Origin of the sequence: Glaciecola siphonariae, from assembly GCF_042652645.1 — a bacterium.
In the GTDB taxonomy this organism is placed as follows: domain Bacteria; phylum Pseudomonadota; class Gammaproteobacteria; order Enterobacterales; family Alteromonadaceae; genus Glaciecola; species Glaciecola siphonariae.
In genome coordinates this window covers 1-14,862 of the sequence record NZ_JBHSGU010000026.1, presented here as the reverse complement: position 1 = coordinate 14,862, position 14,862 = coordinate 1, and the positions used below count along the sequence as shown (strand labels likewise).

15 protein-coding genes are annotated in these 14,862 nt (G+C 45.8%); 5 read left to right on the top strand and 10 right to left on the bottom strand.

What is annotated here, in order from left to right; genetic code table 11:
* The 5 genes from ACFO4O_RS16695 to ACFO4O_RS16675 form a co-directional block, all read left to right on the top strand.
* The coding region (locus ACFO4O_RS16695) for a chorismate transformation FkbO/Hyg5 family protein (RefSeq protein ID WP_382410601.1) at positions 1-1,039 on the top strand (1,039 nt) is incomplete at its 5' end.
* 130 nt (positions 1,040-1,169) lie between these two features.
* On the top strand, positions 1,170-1,991 hold the full coding sequence (locus ACFO4O_RS16690) for a lysophospholipid acyltransferase family protein (RefSeq protein WP_382410599.1): 822 nt from the start codon (positions 1,170-1,172) through the stop codon (positions 1,989-1,991).
* Between the two features lie 30 nt (positions 1,992-2,021).
* A complete protein-coding gene (locus ACFO4O_RS16685; RefSeq protein ID WP_382410597.1) occupies positions 2,022-4,388 on the top strand; it encodes an MMPL family transporter in 2,367 nt (788 codons plus the stop codon).
* Positions 4,381-5,112, top strand: coding sequence for a 3-oxoacyl-ACP reductase FabG (gene fabG / locus ACFO4O_RS16680; protein WP_382410595.1), 732 nt, complete (start codon positions 4,381-4,383; stop codon positions 5,110-5,112). Before ACFO4O_RS16685 ends, fabG begins: the two co-directional genes overlap by 8 nt.
* A gap of 58 nt (positions 5,113-5,170) precedes the next feature.
* Positions 5,171-6,001, top strand: coding sequence for a hypothetical protein (locus ACFO4O_RS16675; RefSeq protein WP_382410593.1), 831 nt, complete (start codon positions 5,171-5,173; stop codon positions 5,999-6,001).
* Between the two features lie 82 nt (positions 6,002-6,083).
* Here ACFO4O_RS16675 and ACFO4O_RS16670 read toward each other — a convergent pair whose 3' ends face one another.
* The 10 genes from ACFO4O_RS16670 to ACFO4O_RS16625 form a co-directional block, all read right to left on the bottom strand.
* Entirely contained in the window at positions 6,084-7,328 is a 1,245-nt protein-coding gene (locus ACFO4O_RS16670) for a beta-ketoacyl-ACP synthase (protein ID WP_382410591.1), read from the bottom strand.
* 10 nt (positions 7,329-7,338) lie between these two features.
* A complete protein-coding gene (locus ACFO4O_RS16665) occupies positions 7,339-7,806 on the bottom strand; it encodes a hotdog family protein (protein WP_382410589.1) in 468 nt (155 codons plus the stop codon).
* A complete protein-coding gene (locus ACFO4O_RS16660; protein ID WP_382410587.1) occupies positions 7,806-8,801 on the bottom strand; it encodes an LpxL/LpxP family acyltransferase in 996 nt (331 codons plus the stop codon). Before ACFO4O_RS16660 ends, ACFO4O_RS16665 begins: the two co-directional genes overlap by 1 nt.
* Positions 8,802-8,826: 25 nt before the next feature.
* Entirely contained in the window at positions 8,827-9,570 is a 744-nt protein-coding gene (locus ACFO4O_RS16655; RefSeq protein ID WP_382410585.1) for a glycosyltransferase family 2 protein, read from the bottom strand.
* Positions 9,567-9,956 (bottom strand): 3-hydroxyacyl-ACP dehydratase FabZ family protein, encoded by a 390-nt coding sequence (locus ACFO4O_RS16650; protein ID WP_382410583.1) that lies wholly within the window; start codon positions 9,954-9,956, stop codon positions 9,567-9,569. Before ACFO4O_RS16650 ends, ACFO4O_RS16655 begins: the two co-directional genes overlap by 4 nt.
* Positions 9,949-10,542, bottom strand: coding sequence for a COG4648 family protein (locus tag ACFO4O_RS16645; protein ID WP_382410581.1), 594 nt, complete (start codon positions 10,540-10,542; stop codon positions 9,949-9,951). Before ACFO4O_RS16645 ends, ACFO4O_RS16650 begins: the two co-directional genes overlap by 8 nt.
* Positions 10,539-12,110 (bottom strand): NAD(P)/FAD-dependent oxidoreductase, encoded by a 1,572-nt coding sequence (locus ACFO4O_RS16640; protein WP_382410579.1) that lies wholly within the window; start codon positions 12,108-12,110, stop codon positions 10,539-10,541. The genes ACFO4O_RS16645 and ACFO4O_RS16640 overlap by 4 nt, the downstream gene beginning before the upstream one ends.
* Before the next feature lie 57 nt (positions 12,111-12,167).
* The gene (locus tag ACFO4O_RS16635) at positions 12,168-12,995 is read right to left on the bottom strand and encodes a beta-ketoacyl synthase chain length factor (protein ID WP_382410577.1); all 828 of its coding nucleotides are present in this window, start codon (positions 12,993-12,995) and stop codon (positions 12,168-12,170) included.
* Position 12,996: 1 nt separating this feature from the next.
* Complete coding sequence (locus ACFO4O_RS16630) at positions 12,997-14,175, bottom strand: beta-ketoacyl-ACP synthase (RefSeq protein ID WP_382410575.1); 1,179 nt, start codon at positions 14,173-14,175, stop codon at positions 12,997-12,999.
* Between the two features lie 181 nt (positions 14,176-14,356).
* Complete coding sequence (locus ACFO4O_RS16625; RefSeq protein ID WP_382407002.1) at positions 14,357-14,620, bottom strand: phosphopantetheine-binding protein; 264 nt, start codon at positions 14,618-14,620, stop codon at positions 14,357-14,359.
* Positions 14,621-14,862: the final 242 nt, after the last annotated feature.

The window sequence follows — 14,862 nt, the reverse complement described above, 5'->3', positions numbered from 1 at the left end:
TTTTTTGTTGAACATCCACAGTCGTAATCCTGCCTATATTATGTTGACCCAACGTTATTCATCTGTGCCTTGTGCTGAGCTATTGAGCCAAGACAGCACCTTAGTTGTTATGCCTCTGTCTGGGCGCTGCGAGCGCACTGAGCCTGGTCTGATTTATACCGGTATTGATAGCTGCCCAGAGCATAGCGAGCCACCAGAGCACAGCGAGTCACCAGAGCACAGCCCGCCATTAAACGAGCTATGGCAAGTTGAAGGACCTGTTGTACGAGGTCGGTCTGAGCATTGCGATTGGTCAAAAAACGCCGATGTGATGTGCGTTGCCCGTTGGTTAGATGAAAGTGAATGCGACGATATTGAAGCCTCGACGCGCCGGGCGTATTTGTCGATAATGTCGGTACTCAAGGCACATGGCTTTGCGCATCTATTTCGGTGTTGGAACTACCTGCCTAGCATTAATGAAGGGGAGGGTGATGAGGAAGTGTACAAACGCTTTTGCGCGGGGCGTTTAGCGGCGTTTGAGGCCTTGGGCATTGCGCCGAGTCAATTTCCGGCGGCCTCTGCCTTAGGGCATCATGGACGCGGTGCGGTCATCTATGTGTTTGCTAGCCACAGTGCGCCGCAGCATTTTAAGAATACTAAGCAGGTAAATGCGTATGAATATCCGCGTCAGTACGGCATTGGCAGTCCGTCGTTTGCCCGGGCCACGGCGCTGTCGTTAGCGTCTATGGGCGGTGATGAGTCCTCGACGCACTTGTTTATCTCAGGCACCGCCAGTATTGTGGGGCATGAGACGGTATCGGTGGGCGATGTGCAGGGGCAGTTGCACGTCACAGGAGACAATATTGCGCATTTATTAGCGCACGCCAACCCAGATAATAAACGCTTGTCGGCCTTGAAGGTGTATGTGCGTCATCAGGCGCATGTGAGCGAAGTGGAGCAATGGCTGAACAAACAATACGCGGGTGTGGATAGGGTAATTACCTTGGCCGACGTTTGTCGCAGCGACTTACTGGTAGAAATAGAATGCGTGTGTCAGTAAGGGCTAAAGTGACGAATAAGTGACGAATAGGTGATGAATAAAAACCAAGCAGTGCCCTTTAATTTGGATTCAGGAAGAATTCATGAAAATTCAGGAAAGACAATGCAAATGTTAACTATCAAAGCGGAGCATGAGCGAGTTGCGGCCAAGTAAAGTTTGGCAGCTATTAAGTGCTGCGCTGGCGTATTTTTTGTTTGGCTTAGGTGCTCTATGTATTGGTGTGTTCTTTCGTGTGCTAAGCGTTGTCCCGCTTATTGGCAGTCTGCGCAAACAAAAATGGATACGCTGGTGGATTCACAAAGGCTGTTTAACCTTTATTCGGCTTTTGCGCTTATTTGGGCTCGTGCGATATGAATACGACAGCGCTGCTAAACAGCCCGCGCTAGCAGGACATATTTTGATTGCAAATCACCCCTCGCTCATCGACGCGGTATTTATGTTTGCCGTAAATAAGAATTTGTGTTGCTTTGTAAAGGGCGCGCTATGGCACAATTTTTTTACCGGCGCGGTTGCTCGTCAGGCAGGATTTATTCCGAACAATTCGCCTGAATCGGTGGCCATGGCCGTATCTAAACTGCAAAAAGGTGAGAGCCTGTTAATATTCCCAGAGGGTACTCGTAGTCAAAAAGGGCAAGACCTACTTTTCAAGCGGGGGGCGTCTAATATTGCGGTAGCGTCTAAAGCGCCTATCATTCCTATTTTGATCAAGTGTCACCCCAGTGTGCTAAAAAAAGAAGATGCGTGGTATCACATTCCAGACGGTGGCGCTCGTTTTGAATTTGTCACAGGTCCGGTGTTGCAGCTTGAGCAATGCATTGACACCGCGCAAGCGAAAACTCTGCAATACAGGCAGTTAACCCGTGTGCTTCAGACCTTTTATCAGCAATGGATAGTAAACGGGCATATTACGCCAGTGCAGCCAGTGCAATCTGGCAAAAAACTAGCGCCTTAATTAAACATGCAGCCAGGAAGGTACACTCATATGCAAGCGATGAGACACATATCTTTACTTGCCCGATTCACCTTTTTAGTGAGCGTGGTCGGGCTTGCTTTATTCTTTATTTTTGGCTCACAGCATATCCGCATTGATACTAATCTTAACGACCTTAATCCAAACAGGGAGCAAGATGCAGGACTTAAATTTGCAACTGAAGAAGTCCTAAAAGATATTAGCAGGCGCTTTATTATTGTCGTAAAAGGAAGCGACCAAGCACAGGTCAACCAAGCGGTGCAGGCGTTTAAGGGCAAGCTATCGCAAATAAACACACTCCAAGTGCAATCAAACGAACACATTCAAGAACGTTATTTAGATGCCTTACAAGTTTATCGATTTAACTTGCTCACCAACGCACAACGCGAGTCAATAGCGAGTGCAAGCATAGATGCGATGGCAAATGATGCCGTTCGACGCTTATATCAATTGGGCGATGGCATAAGGTTAATTCCTTTTGAGCAAGACCCTCTCGGTAGCTTTTCAGATTACTTACTCAGTCGCTTTGATGAATTAAGCGCAAACAATCAGGTTGTTCAAGACACTCAAGACCGGCAAGAGACACCGTTTTTTGAATCGTTTAACGTTTTAATTAAACAATACCCAGCTGGAATGGCTGAGCAAGAGACTTTATATCAAGCAATAAAACGCATCGAGGAAGAGGTCAGGACGCAGTATGAGGTTACAAATCTGCATTCTGGCATGTTCTTCTTTGCAGTTGACTCTGCACAAACGGCTAAAGGCGACATCCAGCTAATTGCTATTGGTTCGATTGTTGGCGTCATTACCTTAATGCTGTTGGTATTTCGCTCTCTTCTTCCGTTGTGTTTGTCTTTGGGCTCTATTGCCATTGGGGTAGGCTTTGGTGTGCTTACCAACACGCTCGTATTTGGCTCTATTCATGTGCTAACGATTGTATTTGGCGCAAGCTTAATCGGGATAGTGGTTGATTATTCATTGCATTACTTCTATCACTTTTTGTCTAAGCCTACACACATTCGCGGCACGGCTCATGAAAGTTCTGGAGCATTAGCGCATGATAGTGGGCGTAGCTTGAAAAAGGCCATGATGCTTAGCGTGCTAACTTCCTTAATTGGCTATGCTGCACTGGGCTTATCAGACTTGGTAATTTTGAAAAAGGTCGCCTTGTTCTCGTGCTCTGGCTTGCTGATGGCGTGGCTTAGCGTTATGTTGCTAGGCCCTTACGTCAGCAAACGTCCAATAGTGGCTCGCCAAGCACTGTTGATGAAACTTATTCGGGGTATTCAAAAGGTATTTTCAGTTTACCCAAAAGTGCTGATTGCGCTCGGGATTGTTTGTTCGATTGCCGGCGGCCTTTATTTGTACACAGCGGATATCAAGGTAAATGACGATCCGCGATTGTTTTTTCACGTTTCGCCCGATTTATTGGCCCAAGAGCAGGCCGTCGCCGAGCTCACACAGGTCTACGAACCAGGCCGGTATTTAGTAGTAAAAGGGCTATCAAGCCAAGATGTTTATTCTGAGTTAGAAGATTTATATCAAGCACTAGGTACTAGCAGTCAACAGCTCTCGAGCGTCATAGATTGGTTGCCCTCGCCAAGTGAGCAAAAACAAAATTACGCAGCTCAGCAATCGCTTTATGAAACCGACGGCGTGATTGACGTGTTTTATCAGCGTTTAGGCTACCCCTCAGCGCAAGCGCAGCCAATTAAACAGCAGTACGCTCAAGCAAACGGCCGAATTCTAGATTTTAATCTACTTGCATCTAGCTTATCGAGTTTGCCCCCGTTATGGATTGAGCACGAAAATCAGATATACAGTTTTGTGCTCATTCGCAAAGGCAGTGACTTGGCAAGCATTGAGGCCATCAGTCAGCAAAAAGAGAATATCCGTTTTATCAATACGCTTGGCACTGCGGTAAAAGCACTCGAAGCCCAACGAACGGCTGGCTCTGCGCTATTGGTTTTGGCATATACATTTATTGCGGTGCTGCTATTTATTTATTATCGGCGCATATCGGCGGTTTTGCTGTTAGGTATTCCTGTTGCTGCAAGCGTAATAACGATAGCCAGCGTGGCTTTGCTGGGCCAGCCCATTACGGTGTTTCATATTATGGCGCTCTTTTTGGTCTTGGGCTTAGGCATGGATTACATTATATTTGCCAAGGAGATGAAGGAGCAGCAAGCAACAACGCAACAAGCCATTTTACTGTCTGCAATCACTAGCTTGTTGTCGTTTGGCTTGCTAGCCTTTAGCTCGATGCCTGTGGTGCAGGCCTTTGGCAGCACCATTTTAATTGGCAACACCATTAATTTTATTGCTGCAATTAGTTTGTTTAATCAAGTGCATAACCCTAAGGAGAACGCGATTGTCTGATAAAAAACGAGTCTTGGTAACCGGTGCAAGTGGCGGTATAGGCAAAGCCACTGCATACAAATTGTCTCGCATGGGCTTTGACGTTGCCGTACATTATCGCAGTGGAAAAGAGGCCGCCGAAGAAGTAGTAGAGTCCATAAAGGCTAGTGGTCAGCAGGCAAATGCGCTACAGTTTGACGTGAGCGACAGAGACGCAACGCGCACTGCAATTGAAGCTGATATTGAGCAAAACGGCGCGTATTATGGCGTGGTGTGCAACGCCGGAGTCACAAAAGATAACGCATTCCCTGCGATGACTGGCGATGAATGGGATGGTGTGGTGCACACCAACCTAGATGGTTTTTATAACGTCTTGCACCCTGCCATTATGCCGATGATACGGCTTAGAAAGGGTGGGCGAGTTGTTACCTTATCTTCAGTGTCAGGCTTAGTTGGCAATCGTGGTCAAACAAACTATAGCGCTTCAAAAGCGGGCATTATCGGCGCAACTAAGTCTTTAGCCATTGAGCTAGGTAAGCGCAAAATCACGGTAAATTGTGTTGCCCCGGGCGTTATTGAAACTGGCATGATAGACGGTGTATTTGCTGAAGAAGCTAAAAAAATGATACCGCTTGGTACCTTTGGTCATGTTGATGATGTAGCACATACCATTGGTTTTTTGATGTCTGAAGAGGCTAAGTACATTACCCGTCAAGTTATAAGTGTTAATGGCGGAATGTGCTGATAAATTAATATTGATATGGCTGTAGGGGCCATGAATTTTTTGTTAAATGGAGTTTATTATGAAATATGTAATTACGGCTTTGTTGGCCATTGGCCTGTCGTTTAGCGCATTAGCGGAACTAAACCCTCGCGACCAAAAGTTGGCTGATTTACTGTTGTCGGGTGATATGCAGCGAGTAAAAAGCGCAGCAAAGGGTATTAAAGACAATGAGATCAATAATCCTGAGTTACTCGACATCGCCGCTGAGATCCTTCTGCGAAAATATGAAAATGCGTATTCGTCAGAAGTCGATACTCTTGCATGGTTAGCTCGTGCAATCGGTGCTTCAGAAAACGGCCGTTACTACAGCGCTTTATCTGAGGTGGTGGAAGGCTCCGGACAGAAGAAATTAGTTAGACACGCCAAAAGCGCCCTAGGCGATATCGATGAGGCTGCCGGCGAGCAATACGCGTTGGGTATGTATAAACTGCCTGATGGCTTGTATGCAAAAGAAGATGATTCTGTGCGCGATGCGCGTATTTTAGCTCTGCTGACCGAGGGTGATTTAGCCAGCCTGAAAAAGGGAGCCAGAGCAATAGTAGACCGTAAAGTACAGAGCCAAGCGCTTTTAGATACCGCCGCAGAAATACTCATTACCCATTATGCCGATGCCGCAGACAATAAGATTGATACGCTTTCTTGGGTAGCAACAGCGCTTGGTCAGGCAAAATCGGGTCGGTATTTAGCGGTATTGACCGAAGTTGAAGAAAACGGTTCGCACCGAAAACTGCGTAAATATGCAGACCGTGCATTAGAAAATTATGACGACACATATGGCGCATCAAACGCGCAAGCACAGCAATACGAGAAGGGCATGTTAGGCAAAGCATTACCTAGCTACGACTTCTAGCGCAGTATTTATTGCTGTCGCAGGTAATGTATCAATGGGCGAGCAGAGGTGTTACACCTGGCTCGCCTTTTTTACGAGCTTTCTAATTTTCAGTATAACGCTTGAAGATCAATGAAGTGTTTACCCCGCCAAACGCTAGATTATTACTCATAATATAGTCGGTGTTGATATGACGGCTTTCGCCTTGAATAAAATCAAGCGCAGCGCAGCGCGGGTCAACCTTGTCTAAGTTGAGCGTTGGCGCAAACCAATTTTCGTTCATCATCATAATGCTCGCCCAAGCTTCAAATGAGCCGCATGCCCCAAGGGTATGTCCGGTATAACTTTTTAACGAACTGGTGGGTTTTGCACCCATGACTTCAAAGGTTGCTTGGCTCTCTGAAATATCGCCATGCGAGGTTGCCGTGCCGTGAGCCGATACATAACCTATTTGCGAGGCGCTTAAATTAGCGTCGCTAAGGGCATCGCTCATAACCCGCTTAACAGTATCTAAATTTGGTTTAACCAAATGAGCGCCGTCGGTATTAGTCGCGTAACCTACAACTTCGGCCAATATATTGGCCCCACGTTTTTGTGCGCGCTCAAGAGATTCTAATACCAAAGTGCAGGCACCCTCGCCAAGTACCAGGCCGTCTCTATCTGCATCAAACGGACGCGGTGTTGCTTCTGGCGTCGAGTTTTTCTTGCTTGCAGCAAACAAAGTATCAAATACCGCAGCTTGAGAGGGGCATAACTCTTCGGCGCCGCCGGCAATCATTACCTCTTGTTGACCAGAGCGTATCGCCTCATACGAAAAACCAATTGCCTGACTTCCCGCTGTACATGCACTTGAGGTTGTATACATACGTCCTTGCGTACCAAAGTAAACGCTAATGTTTACGGCAGCGGTGTGACTCATCATACGCAGGTAGGTGCTGCTGTTTATACGTGAGGTAGAAAAGCTCTCGAGCATGGGCACGAATTCCAATGCTGCTTGACTGCTGCCTGTTGCCGAGCCATAGGCAATGCCGGTGGCTGCAGAATTAACAACAGGGTCTCCTAATAGCCGAGCTTGTTCTAACGCGCGCTCTGTTGCTAGCACACCCATTTGGGCTACTCTGCCCATGCTTCTTTTTTTCTTTTTTGTGTAGTGTGGCGGCATTTCAAAATCTGTTACTGGCGCAGCAAGATATGTCCCTAGACCTTCAAATTTTTGCCAGTCTTCCATAAAGCGCACGCCTGAGCGCTTTGACTGGATGGTGGATTTCACTTCTTGCCAATCACTGCCCAATGAAGACACCACGCCAGCGCCTGTAATAACTACTCTGTTATAGTTGTGCTTACTCAAAATTATTCCCTTAGCTTTTTGGTCTTCGCAAAACAGACAAGGTGGCCGCTGCGAGTGGCTCGTTATGTTGTTGTGGATTATCGTAATTTTCGATTAAACAATCAAAGGTGGCTAAATCATCACCGACTAGGGCTTTTTCGGTGCAGCTTACTTTGAGCCTTGCCCCACCCGTGAAATAAGCAGACTCAGATTTAAATGAGCGGGTGCCCAATAAAAAGCCAATGTGAGGTGAAACAATGCCTTGCTTAAGCTGATAGCCCGCGATGAGCGCCGCGGTTTGTCCCATGTATTCTAAGCCTACCCAGGCGGGTACACCAAGACCGTTTTCATAAAACGAAATATTTTCGGCGATGTTTACCAGTGAAGATGAAGAGCGCTCATCTACATGCAATAACTTGTGAATCAACAGCATGGGTGGTCGATGCGGTATAAGCTCAAAAAGCTGGGGGTCAAAGTCGCTGTCTAGGTGTATTCCCATTATTTGTCTCTATGGTTGGGGCTTTCATGCAGTGCTTGAGGCTGCCAAAAATTATAAAAATTAAACCACTGATAAGGCGCTCTAAGGCTGTGCTGCTGCAGTTTATCGGCAAATAGCTGTGCATACTTAGTAATGTCATCAAGCTTGTTTTTTCGAGAAAGCGTGAGACTGTCACATACCGCGGTAACGTCAAAAAATACTTTATTGTTATGCGTTTTATCACGATAGGCAAACATATAAACCATTGGGCAGGCTAAGGCCTTTGCGAGCATATATGGCCCAATGGGTAGGGGAGCGGGTTTGCCTAAAAAATTAACGTCTACCGTACGCTCCAGACCGCTTAGGGGAACGCGGTCACCGGCAATAAATACCCATTCTCCTTTAGCCACCTTTTCTTTGAGCATCATGATGGTTGTTACGTCAAATTCATCAACTTGAAAAACGTTTAAGCGAGAGTCTGCATTCTCTTTTTGCATAATTTTAACAAAGTTACCAGCATGCTTATCGTACAACAAAATATTAATCACCTTGCTTTTATAGCGCTGCATAAATCCGCGACAAAACTCTAAATTGCCAAAGTGCGAGCCCACTATTAACTGCCCGCGTGAGTCGTTCAAAAGCGTGTTTACGAGTGCCTGATTGCTTAATACAAAGTCGCTTTCTTCTATATCAATCAGCCAGCCCAGTAATTTATCAAGGATGACTTCTGCAAAATGTTTAAAGTGAATGAGCACGCTGATGTAATTGGGCTTGCGTTTGGAGCAAGTCGGCTGATATTTGCTTGCTACCTGATAGGCATGATTGGCGCGCAAATACTGCAAGGAGGCATTGCGCTGCTGCGCTCTAAATAGCACAAAGTATAGAGCAACAGGGTACATCACAAGAGAAAAGACAGGGCGACCAAAAATTCGATAAAGCCAATACAGAAAGCGCATACCCGCCACTGTGCCGGCCTCTTGCATTTGTGACCAATGCGCTTGTTCTGAATTGCCCATGCCAGGTTTACTGCTTTGCATCATCTTACCGAAGCAGTGCTTTTATTTTGCGAAAAACCAAGACAGGTGAGCGAAGAAGCATCCCAAACATAAGCTTGATGTGTAGCCTGATCAGCAGCAGGTTGTCGCGTAAATAATGAAAATGAGAAACGGTGTTTTCATGATAAATAACTTTGGTAGGAATAAAGTGTACGTCAATATCTGCCCAAACCGCCTTGACCAAGATTTCAGTGTCAAAGTCCATACGGGTGCCAAGCAAATAGCGGTCAATTACCTTTTCTAACTGAGAGATTGGGTAAACCCGAAACCCACACAAGCTGTCTTTCACTTTCAGCGACAGCGTTTCCAGTGCTACCCAAAAGTCAGTCACTTTGCGTCCGTATACGCGCGCTTTTGGTGCCGACTCATCAAAATAGGGTTGTCCTGAAATAATCACTTGGGGATGCGCTTTACTGTGCTCAATAAGCTTGGCAACATCATCAATGCAATGTTGTCCATCAGCATCAATTTGCAAAACATGCGAAAAGCCCAAGGCATTTGCATAATAGCTGGCGCTTATTACGGCAGCGCCTTTTCCCCTATTTCTTTGATGACGTACTAAATGAAAATTAGGGTAGTCTGCCAACGCGGATTTTAAACTCTCAACAGAGGCTTCGCCGCTGCCATCGTCAACCACGATGCAAGGCAGGTCTAGTGACGCTAGTTTTGGCAAAAATTGCGCAAACAGCTGCTCGTGTTTGTAATGCGGAACAATAAGGCAGTAGTTCATGGTGTAAGGAACTTAAAACTACCGCTTGAAAAAGAATCGTGTTCGCTGAAAAAATGAAACTTAATCAGGTGTTTTTCGGGCAGGTAAGTCAATTCAAGGCTCATCTGGGTGTTTGGCATCACCATCGATTTAAACTTTACATTGGTGAGTTGTGAAAACCGCTCAGAATTGAGCAAGAGCGCTTTAGAAAATTTACCAGCCCAGTCTATTTGCACCACTCCAGGCAGCACTTTTTGCTCAGGAAAATGCCCGTCAAACCACGATAAGTCCTCAGGAACATGTAGCGTTATCAATGCCTTTAGCTCAGCTACATCAACGCTCAATATTTCGGGTCGTTGGTCTTTTGTAAAAAGTCCGCTAAGCAGGTTTATTTTATCATCACTCATCAATAATGCCGTTCTTTCTTTTGTAATGGCCACGGTATAGGTACTCACACGCTGCAAATAATGCAATAAGAACGTATGATAAAACGCCGTTGTACAGCGCCCAAAATGCGAGTGAAGTGTACCATGCAGTGTATGCAGAAACTATCCCATTAGTGATTAACAAAAGGCCCCATGCAAGGCTCAAGGAGCGTAAATATCCTTTTGCTTCTGGTGGCGGTTTTTTCTTAGACAGGTGAGCGAATTTTTCGATTAAGCAATGTTCGTTTTTAAGTGAAGTAATAAACAAGGTGCCAATCGCTACATTCATCAAGACAGGATAAAACTTAAGAATTTGCTCACTGTTTATTATGACCACACATGCGCAAAAAAAGCCCACGGCAATCAATATAAGATAGTCAGAGCCTTGTCTGGTTTTACCTAACACCAGAAATCGTAGCAGGCCAGCGATAAACAATACGGCGGCAAAAACCATCGGTTCGATAGTTTCAACAAAGCGATATACAACAAAAGGATAGCTCAGCAGAAGGGCTGCTATCAGCAGCGATAAAATTGCATTCACCGCCTTCGCTTGTTTGTTTATGCTCAAGCGATCACGCTATGTCTGTAGTTGCCTAAGAGCAGCATTTCTTGCTCTGACACCTTAGTGCTAGGGGAGTCGGTTAACATGTCTTCAAACAATGGAATGATGTTTTCCATCAGCGTTATGTTAGCGTTGAGGGCGTTTTCTACATCGATATTTTTTTGTTTCAGCACGTCATTAAGTTGATTTAGGCAAGGCACTAAATACTGGTCCATAAAAATCCCTTTTGCTGGCAAAACCAAGCGCTGCTGGGCACGTTTATTCAGCAGCATCTGCATTTTTTCGTTTAGCGCTTGAGCCTTCAGTAAGCTTGGGTTTAGCGCGCGCATCTTGTCGATGTCGGTTATGGTATCTGTAAAAAACAAGAGGGTGAGTACGCCCCAATAATAGGTGTAATCCCACACTAATTTAATCGACATCATTTTACGGTCGCCAAAGCCGCCATATTGATGTTTGTATAACGACAAGGTGTTGCTAAAAAACGAGCTGGATATTTTTTGATACACCGCTGCGTCTAGCTGGATGTTTGCCCCAGCCATGTCCTTTTCAATGAGCGCAGTAATGAAGGTGTTATTTATTGCAATAAAATCACTGCCGGGTGAATAGAATGGGTCTGGAAACACACCCGCTTCGCCAGTGAGGGCCCATCTGTCGGCAGAAAAGATTCTTTTGCTGCTGTATGAATAATCGTTAATGACTTTAAAATCGAGCAGTTCAGTGCCTTCTAGCGCCTCAGCACATCTTGGTTGTTCTTTACGAAGCCACTGCATCGTGTCTTCAAAACAACTTATGCCGCTGTCGGCCAATGCATCATCATCGAGTACTATGCCAAAACTCGTCGCCCCAGACCCAAGAGGAATGATCCACACCCAGTAACCCGGTCCCATCAAATGATTGGTGCTTAGCCATCGTTTACCAGGATTACTTACTCGCTGCTGCCATTGTGGGTCTTCTGACCACTCATCAATGATAATGGTATCGCTGACTCTGAAAAATACGGCATTACCGCGATGGCCGGTTGATGCATGCAAATTGAGCTTGTTTTTTAAAAGCGCTTGCCTGCCTGCTGCATCTACAATCCATCTTGCCTGAACATCAATATCCTCATCGCCTTTAGAGCAGGAAATTTGATGCCCGTCGCCGCTTAGCGATATATCGCCCGGAGTGCTGCCATCAAGTATCTGTATACCTTTATCAACTAAACATTCGTACAGATGGTTTTCCAATACACCGCGTTCAATTTGATAGGTGGGAATGCCAAAGAGCTGACTTACGCCTAGCTCATCGCAATCGCTATAATCGCCAGCGCCGCCCCCAAAAAAACAACGTAGGCCATGCTTCTTAAGATGCTTAGATTCAAAATGTGCCTTTAAGCCCAATACCTCTGTAAAGTAGTGAGAGCCTATTTCGACGGTGGATTCACCCACTTTTGCTGTAGTGTCGGGCACAGGGAAGGTGTTTTTTTCGATAACAACAATATCAAATTCTGGATTTTTATTGCGCAGTTGTAGCGCCAGACTCATGCCGGCTAAACCTCCACCTAAAATCACTATGTCAGTGTGTATCGATTTCATATTGTCACCCATTCGAGAAGGTTGTTATTCATGCACTGCTACCCACAAATCCATTGCTTACAGCCGAGAAAACGAAATAGAAGTACCCTTACTCAAGGGCATCGACAAGGCCTTGGCACTCTCGTCTGTTGTGCCTGACTCTTGCTTGAGTAGCTCTGCCAAACATAAGATTTTAGCGCTCGGATTGCTTTGATACAGCGATGTTATGTAGCTGTTTTCTGATGTTAGTGCAGGCCAAGACGCGCCGTTGGCCTTTTCGATTTTGGCACTAAGTTCAATACCCTCAACATCAGCGGTACTTGGGTAAATAACCACAGAAAATGCAAAGGCTTCTGCGTTGTGTAACAAAGGTCGCAACACATCAGACACTGGCGCATCGTAAAAGGTAACCAACATGGGAGTGCCTTCAGATTCGCACTGCACCATGGCCTCAAGCAGCGTGAGCGAAACCGATTCTTCATAGCCTGCAACAGAGTTAGCAGCTGTCATCGTGTTTGTGCTGATGGTCCAATAGCCGGCGGGCGCATTATGCACTGAATTGTGAAACTTTGTGGGCGAGAGCTCTTTATGCTCAGAGGCTAAGGTTTTGCACATATAGTCGGTAAGATCTGTATCGCCGAGGCCCGACACAAATACGCAGGTTAAATCCTCTGGAGCAACATTGGCCGATTGCGTAGCCTGCCATGAGCTTTCAACCGCTAAGCGCACAGACAAGGGGGCTCTGCGTCTTTCATTAGCGGGGATCACGCTTGGCTTAGGCCCTTTGTTTTTGTCTTCAGGTAAATCGGTGCTGTGAAGCAGTGCCTGCAAGGCATCCCACGTATCAAAGTAAGAACCCCATGCGCCTACGCTGGCTACCTTACATCGTAATTCTTTTGCCTGCATATCAATTAACCTTACTGAATAACAGCGTACAGTTGTTACCGCCAAAACCGAAAGAATTTGTCATTACGTGTTGGCAGCTTTTACTTTGACTGGCGGCCTGAATCGTAAAATCTAGCGTTTCGTCGAGGGTTTCAAGGTTTTTCGAGCCCGGTATAAACTGCGTGCGTAATGCGTCCATGGTGATAATTGCTTCAGTGATGCCTGCTGCGCCAAGGGTATGTCCCATCCAGGCTTTTGTAGATGAGCATATTGTGCTGCGAGGGAATAAATCGGCAATTAATTGCCCTTCAATCATATCGTTTGCTCGGCTAGACGTCCCATGCAGATTAATATATTCAATTGCGTCAGGGCTTAACTTGGCACGCGTTAATGCTTGAGTCATCGAGAGGCGAGCGCCAAGTCCATCCGGATGAGGATGAGACATGTGATAAGCGTCTGAGCTCTCTCCATATCCTGCTAAGCGAATGCCTGTATGGCTGTCGGCCTCGCCTGTGCGCTGCAAAATAGCAAAGCCCGAAGCCTCCCCTAAATTAATACCGTCGCGGTTTTGATCAAATGGTTTACACGGATTTTTTGATAATAATTGTAGGGAGTTAAATCCATGAAGCACGCTTAAACATAAAGTATCGACTCCGCCAACTAACACGGCATCTACAATACCGTATTCTAACCAGCGTGCGCCTGTCGCAAACACCTTTGCGGATGATGAACAGGCCGTATTAATCGTCAGCGCGGGTCCGTCAATGCCGGTGTAGTGCGCTACAAACAAGCTTGGGGCATGAGGGTTATGAACTAAAGACTGACGGTATTGAGGTTTGAGCGCACCGTTGTCGTCTAAATCCGTGTAGGCGGTCTCGGTTCTATCAATACTTGACGTGCTCGAGCCCATTACAATGCCCACACGAGATGAACCGTATTGCTTGACTAATTTAGAGAGCGTTTTTTTTAATTCACCTTGTTCTAAGCCCAAGGCTGCCAGGGCATTATTTCTGCTTTGCCACTGCTTGAGGTCGCTCACCTCATCAATTTCCTTGACCTTACCTATCCATGTATCTATGTCAGAATGCGGAAGATTGTTTTTTACTAAACCACTTTTATCTTGCTTAAGTGACTCGCGTAATGCATTCAAGTTCAGGCCAGCGGCTGAACAAGACTCGTAGTCAATTATTTCTATATCCATGTATCTGCGTTATGTTCCTGTAAATGGTTTAACATTGCGAGTATATGTAAAGTCTAGTTTCGACGCAAAGGGCGCATAACAGTGCGTGTAAAGTAAAAGTTGCGACGCATAATGCTTGAGGATTAATAGTTTGTAAGCGTCTAACACCGAGTTTTAAAAACTAGCCTATGTTTACGTATAGTTACTTGTTACTTTCAACAAAAGCGGTGAGCGAGGCGAGGTTTTTAAACGCTTCTCGAGTGGCTTCATCTTCGGCTTTCATTTGCACGCCGTATTCTTGGGAAATGGCCAGCGAGATTTCGAGGGCGTCGATGGAGTCGAGTCCAAGTCCGTCGCCGAATAAGTCTTCGTTCGGGTCAATTTCATTGGGCTCCATATCTTCTAGGTTAAGCGCCTCTACTAACAGGGTTGCCATTTTCAGTTCGGCGGGTGAGTGAGTAGTCATTGTGAGTCATCCCTTGGGCTGTGTTTTCTTTATTTTCTAGGGTCACTAGTTTAAACTAAGGGGAAATTAAACACTAATTTTATGCGCCGATATGCTGGTAAAATCGCCGGTATGTTAAAAACACGCGGTAAAAGCGTTAATCTTTTTTGTTGAACATCCACAGTCGTAATCCTGCCTATATTATGTTGACCCAACGTTATTCATCTGTGCCTTGTGCTGAGCTATTGAGCCAAGACAGCACC

Bases quoted from the DNA above. Each gene is read 5' to 3' on its own strand.
- ACFO4O_RS16650 (WP_382410583.1), bottom strand. From the start codon at position 9,956: ATGAGTGATGATAAAATAAACCTGCTTAGCGGACTTTTTACAAAAGAC.
- ACFO4O_RS16640 (WP_382410579.1), bottom strand. From the start codon at position 12,110: ATGAAATCGATACACACTGACATAGTGATTTTAGGTGGAGGTTTAGCC.
- ACFO4O_RS16665 (WP_382410589.1), bottom strand. From the start codon at position 7,806: ATGGGAATACACCTAGACAGCGACTTTGACCCCCAGCTTTTTGAGCTT.
- ACFO4O_RS16655 (WP_382410585.1), bottom strand. From the start codon at position 9,570: ATGAACTACTGCCTTATTGTTCCGCATTACAAACACGAGCAGCTGTTT.
- ACFO4O_RS16690 (WP_382410599.1), top strand. From the start codon at position 1,170: ATGAGCGAGTTGCGGCCAAGTAAAGTTTGGCAGCTATTAAGTGCTGCG.
- ACFO4O_RS16635 (WP_382410577.1), bottom strand. From the start codon at position 12,995: ATGCAGGCAAAAGAATTACGATGTAAGGTAGCCAGCGTAGGCGCATGG.
- ACFO4O_RS16625 (WP_382407002.1), bottom strand. From the start codon at position 14,620: ATGACTACTCACTCACCCGCCGAACTGAAAATGGCAACCCTGTTAGTA.
- ACFO4O_RS16685 (WP_382410597.1), top strand. From the start codon at position 2,022: ATGCAAGCGATGAGACACATATCTTTACTTGCCCGATTCACCTTTTTA.
- ACFO4O_RS16660 (WP_382410587.1), bottom strand. From the start codon at position 8,801: ATGGGCAATTCAGAACAAGCGCATTGGTCACAAATGCAAGAGGCCGGC.
- ACFO4O_RS16630 (WP_382410575.1), bottom strand. From the start codon at position 14,175: ATGGATATAGAAATAATTGACTACGAGTCTTGTTCAGCCGCTGGCCTG.
- ACFO4O_RS16675 (WP_382410593.1), top strand. From the start codon at position 5,171: ATGAAATATGTAATTACGGCTTTGTTGGCCATTGGCCTGTCGTTTAGC.